Genomic DNA, 10431 nt, shown 5'->3' with positions numbered 1-10431 from the left:
GCCCGGCACTTCAGGCCGGCGGCTCGGCCGCCGTCACGTTGCGGTACGCGATCTCGGCGAGCCGCCCCTGCCCGTTCCTGCTGGGGTGGAACCAGTCCCACCGGCTCAACTGCTCGCCGCTGAACCGGTAGTCGAACACCGCGCCGCCGTCGTAGCGGCAGCGGTCGTCCTCGGCACAGACGTCCGCGAGGACCTTGTTGTACGCGACGATCCGCTGCCGGACGGTCTCCCGGCGCTGCTGCGCCGACCGGCTGTCGTCCTCCGCGTCGCCCAGCATCGACGAGCAGATGCCCAGCCTCCAGATCTGACTGCCCAGCGGATCGGCGCGGCCCGCCGACCACAGGCGCTTGAGGTCCGGCACGCTCGACACGTACACCTGGGACTTGGGCGCGTCCTTGCGCAGCCGGGCCATCGACGTCTCGAACGACGTGCGGAACGTGTCGACGGGGGTCATCCGTTCGACCGTGTCGGCGCAGGCGTCGTTCGCGCCGACCATCACTGTGACCAGGTCCGGCTTGTGCGCGGCGGCCAGGGTCATCTGTGCGGGAAGGTCGGCCATGTCGGCGCCGGAACGGGCGTGGTTCCAGCTGCGGGCGGCCGCGCCCGCGGGGCCGAGCAGGCGCAGCGCGAGGCTGTTGACCCGGGCGTCCGTGCCGGTGGCCCAGGACGCTTCCGGGCAGTCGGCGAGGAGCTCGCAGGCGTCGAAGCCGCGCGTGATGGAGTCACCGACCGCGGCGAGGGAGCGCGGCGTGCGGTCCCACAGGGAGGTGGGGCTGGGACTCGGCGAGGGCCGGGAGGTCGCGGAGTCCGGGCGCTTGTCCTGTGACGAGGAGTCACATGCCGTGAGCGCGGCGGCCGAGAGCCCCGCGAGCATGACGGCGACGAGCCCTGCCCCGCGCCTGCGATGGGTCCTCGCGCGCTGCCGCATCCCCGTGTTCCCCTCCTTCGGCCCGGTGGTCCGACTCCTGCCGAGTGAAAGCTTCGTGCGTACGGACCCAGGACCGACAGTACGTCACCCTTCGGAGGTCCCCGCACGGTAGCTTTTTCCCGTCGACCCAGAGGCACCCCGCCCATCGGCGCCAGTAAATTACATCACGTCACATGCTGTCCCTTTTGCGGAGATCCGCGCCCGATGCTGTTTACTGAGGCCGCTGGGAAGGTGATCCTCGTCCCACACTGGAGGTCCCGGTGACGACACGTGGCGTTCTGTACGTTCACTCCGCACCGCGCGCGCTGTGCCCGCATGTCGAGTGGGCGGTCGCGGGAGTGCTCGGCGTACGGGTCCAGCTCGACTGGATCCGCCAGCCCGCATCGCCCGGCACCTGGAGAGCGGAGTTCTCCTGGCGCGGCGAGGCGGGCACGGCCTCCAAGCTGGCGTCGGCGCTGCGCGGCTGGCACCTGCTGCGCTTCGAGGTGACGGCGGAGCCGTGCGCGACGGCGGAGGGCGAGCGCTACAGCGCGACCCCGGAGCTGGGCATCTTCCACGCGGTCACGGGCATGCACGGCGACATCCTGGTCCCCGAGGACCGGCTGCGTGCCGCGCTGGCGCGGTCGTCCCAGGGGGAGACCGAGCTCGAGGCGGAGATCGCGAAGCTGCTCGGCAAGCCGTGGGACGACGAGCTGGAGCCGTTCCGCTACGCGGGCGAGGGCGCGCCGGTCCGCTGGCTCCACCAGGTGGTGTGACCGGGGGTTCCGCTGCGCGGACTGTTCCCCACCCCGCCCTCCCCCTACGGCCTGGCGGCCGTGGGAGGTACCCCCATCCCGAACCGAGGGCTCCGCGCCCGGACCCCCGGCGCCTCAAACGCCGGCGGGGCCGGATCTCGCTCAGCCCGGGAAAATCCTGAGGCCCGCGCCCCTCGAAGGGGCGCGGGCCTCGGGCAGAAGCGAGGTCAGACCGTGCGGAACGCCAGCACCACGTTGTGGCCGCCGAAACCGAACGAGTTGTTGATCGCCGCGATTGTGCCCTCCGGCAGCGCGCGCGGCTCACCGCGGACGATGTCCGCGTCCACCGACTCGTCCAGGTCGTCGACGTTGATCGTCGGCGGGGCCGTGCGGTGGTGCAGCGCGAGCACCGTCGCCACCGTCTCGATGCCGCCCGCGCCACCCAGCAGGTGACCCGTCATCGACTTCGTCGCGGACACCGCGACGTGGTCGAGGTCGTCCCCGAGGACCGAACGCAGCGCCTTGACCTCCGCGACGTCACCCTGCGGCGTCGACGTCGCGTGCGCGTTCAGGTGCACCACCTCGGACGGCTTGAGGTCCGTCGTCTCCAGCAGGTGCCGCAGCGCGGCGGCGATGCCGCGGCCCGTCGGCTCCGGCTGCGCGATGTGGTGGCTGTCCGCGGACAGGCCCTGGCCCAGCGCCTCGCAGTAGACCTTCGCGCCGCGAGCGGCCGCGTGCTCCGCCGACTCGAGGACCACGACGCCCGCGCCCTCGCCGAGGACGAAACCGTCCCGGGCCGTGTCGTACGGGCGCGATGCCTTCGCCGGCTCGTCGTTGTTCTTGGACATCGCCATCATGTTGGCGAACGCGGCGATCGGCAGCGGGTGGATGGCCGCCTCGGTGCCGCCTGCGACGACCACGTCGGCGCGGCCGGTGCGGATCATCTCGATGGCGTAACCGATCGCCTCGGCGCCCGACGCGCACGCCGAGACCGGGGTGTGGACGCCCGCCTGGGCGTTCACCTCCAGGCCGACGTTGGCGGAGGGGCCGTTCGGCATCAGCATGGGGACGGTGTGCGGGGACACGCGGCGTACGCCCTTGTCCTTGAGCACGTCGTACTGGTCGAGCAGGGTCGTCACGCCGCCGATGCCGGAGGCGATGACGGTGCCGAGCCGGGCCGGGGCAATGGCGGCGTCCTCGCCCGCGGGGGCGGTGAAGCCGGCGTCGGACCACGCCTCGCGCGCCGCGATCACGGCGAACTGGGCGGAACGGTCCAGCTTGCGGGCCAGCGGGCGCGGCAGTACCTCGCCCGGGTCCACCGCGGCCGTCGCGGCGATGCGCACCGGGAGGTCGGCGAAGCGCTCGCCCTCCAGGAGCTGTACTCCGGACCGCCCGGTGACCAGGCCCTCCCAGGTCGATGCGCTGTCGCCACCCAACGGTGTGGTTGCGCCGATACCGGTGACGACCACGGTGCGATTGGTCGAGTTCACAGGAATTCTTTCTCCACGTGTAGGGGGTGCGGAATCTGCACGGCGCCACCGCTGGGCGGCGACGAGCGCGTCAGTGTCAGGCCTGGTGCTTGAGGATGTAGTCCGCGGCGTCGCCGACGGTCTTCAGGTTCTTGACGTCCTCGTCCGGGATCTTGACGTCGAAGCGCTCTTCGGCGGCGACGACGACCTCGACCATGGACAGCGAGTCGACGTCCAGGTCGTCCGTGAAGGACTTGTCCAGCTCGACGTCCTCGACCGGGATACCGGCGATCTCGTTGACGATGTCGGCGAGACCCGAAACGATCTCTTCCTGCGTGGCGGCCATGTTGGCGCTCCTTCGGTGTGTATCAGAGGGTGTGGCTGGAGCCGTCCGGAAGATCCGTACGGGTGCCTAGGGGAGGGTAACGACCGTCGCGGCGTAGACGAGACCCGCCCCGAAGCCGATGACGAGCGCGGTGTCGCCGCTCTTCGCCTGTCCGGTCGCCAGGAGCCGCTCCATGGCGAGCGGGATCGAGGCGGCCGAGGTGTTGCCGGTGGTCTCCACGTCACGGGCGACCGTGACGTGCTCCGGCAGCTTCAGCGTCTTCACCATCGAGTCGATGATCCGCATATTGGCCTGGTGCGGGATGAAGACGTCCAGGTCGGCCGCCGAGATGCCGGCCGCGTCGAGCGCCTGCTGGGCGACCTTCGCCATCTCGAAGACGGCCCAGCGGAACACCGCCTGGCCCTCCTGCGTGATGGCGGGGAACTTGTCGACGGACCCCTCGCGGTAATCCGTCCACGGCACGGTCTGCTTGATGGTCTCGGACTTGTCGCCCTCCGAGCCCCAGACGGTCGGGCCGATCTCCGGCTCGTTCGCGGGGCCCACGACGACCGCGCCGGCGCCGTCGCCGAACAGGAAGGCCGTCGCACGGTCCTCCAGGTCGGTGAGGTCGCTGAGGCGCTCCACGCCGATCACGAGCACGTACTCGGCGGAACCTTCCACCACCATGCCCTTGGCGAGCGTGAGCCCGTAGCCGAAGCCCGCGCATCCCGCGGAGATGTCGAACGCGGCCGGCTTGTTCGCGCCGATCCGGTCCGCGATCTCCGTGGCGACCGCCGGGGTCTGCTTGAAGTGCGACACGGTGGAGACGATCACGCCGCCGATCTGCTCCGGGGTGATCCCCGCGTCGGCGATCGCCTTGCCGGACGCCTCGACCGACATGGCGGTCACGGTCTCCTCGGGGGAGGCCCAGTGGCGCGTGGCGATGCCCGAGCGCGAGCGGATCCACTCGTCCGACGAGTCGATCGTCTCAAGGATCACCTCGTTGGGCACGACCCGCGTCGGACGGTAGCCGCCGACGCCCATGATGCGTGCGTACGGGGCGCCCTTGCTGGGCTTGATCTTCGACATGCGCTACGGCTCCTTGTCAGGCTGCGGAGTGCTCGGCGACGAGCGTGCGGGCCGCGTCGAGGTCGTCGGGGGTCTTCAGCGCGAGCGTCTGGACGCCCTTGAGGGCGCGCTTGGCGAGACCGGTGAGGGTGCCGCCGGGGCACACCTCGATGAGGGCGGTCGCCCCGAGCTCCGCGAACGTCTCCATGCACAGGTCCCAGCGCACCGGGTTGGCGACCTGGCCGACCAGGCGCGAGACGACCTCGGCACCGGTGGCGACGGTCCGCCCGTCCTTGTTGGAGACGTACGGGACGGCGGGGTCGGCGGGGTCGAGGCCCTGCGCGGCCTCCTCCAGCTTCGCGACCGCGGGGGCCATGTGGTGCGTGTGGAACGCGCCCGCCACCTTCAGCGCCACGACCTTGCGGACGCCTTCCGGCTTGTCCGCCTCCAGCGCGGCCAGCTGCTCCATGGTGCCGGCGGCCACGATCTGGCCGGCCCCGTTGACGTTCGCCGGGGTCAGGCCGAGCTTCTCCAGGTGAGGGACCGTCACCTCGGGGTCGCCGCCGAGCAGCGCCGACATGCCGGTCTCGGTGACCGCGGCGGCCTCGGCCATCGCCAGGCCCCGGGCGCGTACGAGACGCAGCGCGGCGGTGTCGTCGATGACTCGGGCGAACGCGGCGGCGGTGATCTCGCCGACGCTGTGCCCGGCGACCGCACCGGGGGCGCCCGCCGCGTCAGCGGCGGATGTCTCGATACCGAGCGCGGATGCGGACAGCAGACCCGCCGCCACCAGCAGCGGCTGGGCCACGGCCGTGTCGCGGATCTCGTCCGCGTCGGCCTTCGTGCCGTAGTGGGCAAGGTCGAGCCCGATGGCGTCGGACCAGGCCGCGATGCGGTCGGCGGCGCCGGGGAGGTCGAGCCAGGGAGTCAGGAAGCCGGGCGTCTGAGCGCCTTGGCCGGGAGCGACGAGTACGAGCACCCTCACACTCTCTCTTGTGGACGGCCGTACCCGCCCGTGGGGACAGGGACGAAGAACCGTCAGGGGAATTGTCGGTGTTCCACAAAAGTCTAGGGCTGGCTGTCCGCGTCGGCCAGACGCCCGAGAATCAGGGCGATCCGCAGAGTGAACGCCGAGCGGACATCAGAGGGTGACCAGCCGGTGACGTCCGTCACACGTCGGAGCCGGTAGCGCACGGTGTTGGGATGTACGAACAACATCCGCGCGGCCCCTTCGAGGCTGCTGGCCTGCTCCAGGTAGACACTCAGAGTCTCCAGCAGCGCCGAGCCCGCCTCCTCCAGCGGTCTGTAGATCTCCTCCACCAACTGCTCGCGCGCCGCAGGGTCCGAGGCGATCGCGCGCTCCGGCAGCAGATCGTCCGCGAGAACCGGCCGGGGGGCGTCCTGCCAGGCGGAACACGCCTTGAGGCCCGCGGCGGCGGCCTGTGCCGACCGGGTCGCCGCCAGCAGGTCGGGCACGATGGGCCCGGCGACCACGGGCCCGGCGGCGTACGGGCCGATGAGGGCCTTCGCGACGTGCAGCGGATTGTCGCTGCCGCCCGCGATGACGACGAGCCGGTCGCCCAGCACACCGGTCAGCACTTGGAGCTTGGCGTGCCGGGCGGCCCTGCGGATCGCCTCCACCGTCAGTTCGCTGTCCCCGTCGGGGGCGGTGCCGAGGATCACACACACGTGCTCGGGGGAGTTCCAGCCGAGCGCGGCGGCCCGGGACACCGCGCCCTCGTCGGCCTCCCCGGACAGCACCGCGTTCACGACGAGGGACTCGAGCCGTGCGTCCCAGGCGCCACGCGCCTCCGCCGCCTGCGCGTACACCTGGGCCGTGGCGAACGCGATCTCCCGCGCGTACACCAGCAGCGCCTCGCGCAGCACCGACTCGTCGCCGGGGGCCGCGACCTCCTCGATCGCCGCCTCCATGACCTCGATGGTGGTGCGCACCATCTCCACGGTCTGGCGCAGCGTGATCGCCCGGGTCAGCTCGCGCGGAGCCGTGCCGAAGACGTCGGTCGAGATCGCCTGCGGGGTCTCCGGGTGCCGAAACCACTCCGTGAACGCGGCGATACCGGCCTGCGCGACCAGCCCGATCCACGACCGGTTCTCCGGCGGCATGGCCCGGTACCAGGGCAGCGACTCGTCCATGCGGGCGATGGCATTCGCGGCCAGCCGGCCGGAGGACTGCTCAAGGCGGCGCAGGGTCGCGGAATGCGGATGGGAGGAGTTCGCTGCAGGTTCGGGCACGGGGACAAGACTGCCTTATCAGGACGCGTGGGCTAAGTGCCGGGGTTCCTCTCATCGCGACGTGTACTACCGCGGCCCCGCTACGGTGGTCCGCGTGACTGCCATCCGGACCTCCATCCGGCGCTCCGCCGACCGCTACCCGGGAGGCGACCCGGCGACCGGGATCGAGTCCCGGCACGCCTTCTCCTTCGGGCGCCACTACGACCCCGACAACCTGCGCTTCGGCGCGATCCTCGCCTGCAACGAGGAGCGCCTCGCGCCCGGCGCCGGGTTCGACGAGCACCCGCACAGCCACACCGAGATCGTCACCTGGGTCGTCGAGGGCGAGCTGACCCACCGCGACTCGGCGGGTCACGCGACGGTCGTACGCCCCGGCGACGTGCAGCGCCTCAGCTCGGCGGGCGGCGTGCGGCACGTCGAACGCAACGACGGCCCCGACCCGCTGGTCTTCGTGCAGATGTGGCTCGCGCCGAAGGACCCGGGCGGTGAGCCGTCGTACGAGATCGTGCGCGGCATCGCGGACTCCACGCCGTACGCGCTCCCCGAGGCCGGGGCGATGCTCCACGTCCGCCGCCTCGTCCCCGGCGAGCGGACCGCCGTCCCCGACGCGCCGTTCGTGTACGTGCATGCGGTGCGGGGCGAAGTGGCGCTCGGGTACGAGCGGTTGGGTCCGGGCGACGCGGCGCGGATCACCGACGCGGAGGGGCTGGAGGTCGTGGCCGAGGAGGCGGCCGAGGTGCTGATGTGGGAGATGGGCGCCGGGTGACTCAGTCCTGCCGGGGAAGCCGACGCACACAGTGCTGCAAGGGACTTCCCCGGCTCAGGCAACCGGCCCGCCCAGCGCGCTCTTCGCCTTCCACTCCTCCCAGGAGAGGTTCCACTCGCCGAAGCCGTTGCCGGGGGCGGGGACGCCCTTGGTGTCCTTGCCTGTGATCTCGAACGGGTCGCCCGGTCGGACCTGTGCGTAGAACCAGGCGGCGTCCGCGTCGCTCATGCCGATGCAGCCGGAGCTCCTGTTGGCCTTGCCCATCCACTTGGCGTTCCAGGGCGCCGCGTGCGCGTACATCCCCGACCAGGTCAGGCGCATCGAGTAGTCGACCATCTTGTCGTAGGCGTCGGCGAGGCCGACCGTCTCGGAGTTCATGTTGATCGTGCCCTCCTTCGACATCAGCACCGTCGTGCCGCGCCACGAACGCTTGTCGCCGCCGGGGGTCCCGCCCGAGACGGGGAGGGTCCGCACGCTCCGGCCGTCGCGCTCCAACGTCAGCTTGTGGTGGTCGAGGTCGACCCTGACGATCTGGCGGGCGCCGATCGTGAACGACGTCGTGTAGTCACGGACGAACCAGCCGCCGCCGGCGCCCGAGTCGGTGCCGTTCAGCCGGGCGTCCAGGGTGACCTTCGTGCCGGGCTTCCAGTACGCCTTCGGCCGCCAGTCGATCCGGTCGCGGCCCGACCAGTCCTTCATCCAGCCCCACGAGCCCTCGGTGCCGTCGGAGGTGGTGACCCTCAACTGGCGTTCCACCTCCGCCTTCTCGGTCACCGGGTTGTCGAAGACCAGCGACACGGGCTGGGCGACGCCGACGGTGGTGGCCGCGCCGGGCCGCCAGTCCACCTTGTTGACCTTGCCGGCCGGGGCGGTGGTGAACGACGTGGACGTAGTGCGTTCCGTGCCGCGCGCGGTACGGGTCGTGGCCTTCACCGTGTACGTGGCACCGGGGACGGCCTTGCGGTCGGACTGCCAACTGCCGTCGCCCCCCGAGCCCTTCAGCGTCCGGCCCTCGGTGTCGGTGACGGTGACGGAGGTGAGCGTGCCGCCCGAGGCGGTCACCCTCACCGGCTGACCGGCCCGGACCGCGCGCCCGGTCGGGGAGACCGTCACGGTCGCCGGACGGTCATCGGCGGCACGGGCACCGGGCTTCGCGTCGGCGGCCGGGGCATCGGGAGAGCCGGGGGAGCAGGCGGCGAGCGGGGCCAGCAGCACGGCGGCCGCCGCGATGCGCACACGTATCAGGGTCAACGGATCCTCCGGCAACGCGAAACAGACGGGATGCGGCGAGCGTAGGACGGAGGAACCCGCAGGTGAGGGGCTGTGGGGCGATGTGACGGCGGTTGGGGTCGAACGGTCATCGTCCGGTCACATGCGCCGCGTGGACCGGTCACGGACGGCTGTGAGCATCCACGGCATTCCGCGAACACAGAGAGGTCCCACACCGTGTCTGCGCTGCTCGTGCCGGCCGACCGCGGCCAGGAAACACCGCTCGGTCCCCTCACCGAGGAGGCGTACCGCGCCTTCCTCGCTTCCCGTGCCGGGAGCGCCCTCGGGCCCGGCTTCCTCCAGTGCCCGTCCTGGGGCGAGGTGAAGGAGGGCTGGCGTTCCCTCCTCGTCGGGTGGGGGCCCCGGCCGGAGGCGGGGGAGCTCAGTGGCGTTGCACTGGTGCTCCTGCGCCAACTCCCCGGCACCCGCAAGTACTTCGCCTACCTCCCCGAGGGGCCGGTCGCCGACTGGGCCGACCCCGGCATCGACGCCTGGCTCACCCCGCTGCTGAGGCTGCTGCGCACCGCGGGCGCGTTCGCCGTACGGATCGGTCCTGCGCCCGCGCACCGCAGTTGGGACGCCGCCCGGCTCAAGGCGGCAGCCGGGCCGGGCCGGCGGCTCGCCGACGTACTCGCCCGGGAGGTCGACCCGCTGGGCACGGCCGTCGCCGAACGGCTGCGCGCCCGGGGCTGGCACAGGTGCGGGGGCGAGGAGGACGGGGACGCCCAGCCCCGGTACGTCTTCCGCGTGCCGCTCGCCGGACGGACCGTCGACGACCTGTGGTCCGGCCTCAACCAGGAGTGGCGGCGCAATGTGCGCCGGGCGCGGAAGGAGGGCGTCGAGACGGTGGTGGGCAGCGCGGCGGACCTGCCCGAGTTCTACCGGCTGCTGCGGATCACCGAGGAGCGCGACGGCTTCCGGCTCGGCCGCTCGCTCGCGTACTACGAGCGCCAGTACGCGGCCCTCAACGCCGAGGAACCGGGCCGGATGACGCTCTACCTGGCCCGCCACCGGGGCGAGACGCTCGCCGCCCACACCATGGTCCGCGTCGGTCACCGGGTCTGGTACCAGACCGGTGCGTCGGCCGACCACCGCCGTGAGGTGCGCCCCTCCAACCTGCTCCAGTGGCGCATGCTCCAGGACGCCCACGCCCTCGGCGCCGACGTCTACGACATGCGCGGGGTACCCTCCACCCTCGACCCCGACGACCGCGGGTACGGACTGCTGCGCTGGAAGCTCGGCACCGGGGGAGAGGTCGTCGAGACCCTGGGGGAATGGGAGAAACCGTTGGAGGGCACGGCCAACCACGCGCTGTACCGGGCGTTCCAGGCATACCTGGCCCGCCGGTGACGCGCGACGCCGCCGCGTCGGGGCTTCCGCCTGCGCCCGAGCCGGACCGTCTGGCCGGGGGGCCCGTCGGCGCTGAACCTGCCGCCCACCGGGCGTCCGCGCCGGACGCACCCGGCTTCGCCGGGGCCGGGGTTCCGGCTGCGCCGGGTGGCACCGCGCCACTCGGTGGTCCGGCCGTGTCGGAGCCTGGCCGCGTTGCCGCCGCCCCGCCGCCGGTGGGCGCCTCGGCTGCGGCCGCGCCGCAGGTACCAGGAGAGGCCGGTGACCGG

General features: G+C 72.2%; 10 protein-coding genes. 3 read left to right on the top strand and 7 right to left on the bottom strand.

Annotated features, from left to right (window positions below):
- Positions 1 to 10 precede the first annotated feature (10 nt).
- On the bottom strand, positions 11 to 928 hold the full coding sequence (locus tag ACF08N_RS15005) for a GDSL-type esterase/lipase family protein (protein ID WP_392325020.1): 918 nt from the start codon (positions 926 to 928) through the stop codon (positions 11 to 13).
- A 260-nt stretch (positions 929 to 1188) separates the two neighbouring features.
- Here ACF08N_RS15005 and ACF08N_RS15000 point away from each other — a divergent pair, with 260 nt between their 5' ends.
- Positions 1189 to 1683, top strand: coding sequence for a DUF3145 domain-containing protein (locus tag ACF08N_RS15000; RefSeq protein WP_392325019.1), 495 nt, complete (start codon positions 1189 to 1191; stop codon positions 1681 to 1683).
- 206 nt (positions 1684 to 1889) lie between these two features.
- On the opposite strand, the gene ACF08N_RS14995 is transcribed toward ACF08N_RS15000, so the two are convergent.
- From ACF08N_RS14995 to ACF08N_RS14975, 5 genes are all read right to left on the bottom strand, one after another.
- Entirely contained in the window at positions 1890 to 3152 is a 1263-nt protein-coding gene (locus ACF08N_RS14995; protein WP_392325018.1) for a beta-ketoacyl-[acyl-carrier-protein] synthase family protein, read from the bottom strand.
- A 76-nt stretch (positions 3153 to 3228) separates the two neighbouring features.
- Positions 3229 to 3477, bottom strand: coding sequence for an acyl carrier protein (locus tag ACF08N_RS14990; protein ID WP_392325017.1), 249 nt, complete (start codon positions 3475 to 3477; stop codon positions 3229 to 3231).
- A 66-nt stretch (positions 3478 to 3543) separates the two neighbouring features.
- Entirely contained in the window at positions 3544 to 4545 is a 1002-nt protein-coding gene (locus tag ACF08N_RS14985; protein WP_392325016.1) for a ketoacyl-ACP synthase III, read from the bottom strand.
- A 16-nt stretch (positions 4546 to 4561) separates the two neighbouring features.
- Positions 4562 to 5503, bottom strand: a complete 942-nt coding sequence (locus tag ACF08N_RS14980; RefSeq protein WP_392325015.1) for an ACP S-malonyltransferase — start codon at positions 5501 to 5503, stop codon at positions 4562 to 4564.
- An 89-nt stretch (positions 5504 to 5592) separates the two neighbouring features.
- Positions 5593 to 6777 carry a PucR family transcriptional regulator gene (locus tag ACF08N_RS14975; RefSeq protein WP_392325014.1) on the bottom strand — a complete coding sequence of 395 codons (1185 nt, stop codon included), beginning with the start codon at positions 6775 to 6777 and terminating at the stop codon, positions 5593 to 5595.
- A gap of 94 nt (positions 6778 to 6871) precedes the next feature.
- Between ACF08N_RS14975 and ACF08N_RS14970 the strand changes: the two genes are divergently transcribed.
- Positions 6872 to 7543, top strand: coding sequence for a pirin family protein (locus tag ACF08N_RS14970; RefSeq protein ID WP_392325013.1), 672 nt, complete (start codon positions 6872 to 6874; stop codon positions 7541 to 7543).
- Between the two features lie 54 nt (positions 7544 to 7597).
- Here ACF08N_RS14970 and ACF08N_RS14965 read toward each other — a convergent pair whose 3' ends face one another.
- Entirely contained in the window at positions 7598 to 8794 is a 1197-nt protein-coding gene (locus ACF08N_RS14965; protein WP_392325012.1) for an Ig-like domain-containing protein, read from the bottom strand.
- A gap of 195 nt (positions 8795 to 8989) precedes the next feature.
- Here ACF08N_RS14965 and ACF08N_RS14960 point away from each other — a divergent pair, with 195 nt between their 5' ends.
- Positions 8990 to 10162 (top strand): lipid II:glycine glycyltransferase FemX, encoded by a 1173-nt coding sequence (locus ACF08N_RS14960; RefSeq protein ID WP_392325011.1) that lies wholly within the window; start codon positions 8990 to 8992, stop codon positions 10160 to 10162.
- Positions 10163 to 10431 lie beyond the last annotated feature (269 nt).

The sequence above is a fragment of the Streptomyces sp. NPDC015127 genome (genome assembly GCF_043080095.1).
Taxonomy (GTDB): domain Bacteria; phylum Actinomycetota; class Actinomycetes; order Streptomycetales; family Streptomycetaceae; genus Streptomyces.
The sequence above is the reverse complement of the archived record's forward strand: the minus strand, read 5'-3'. Positions and strand labels throughout refer to the sequence as shown.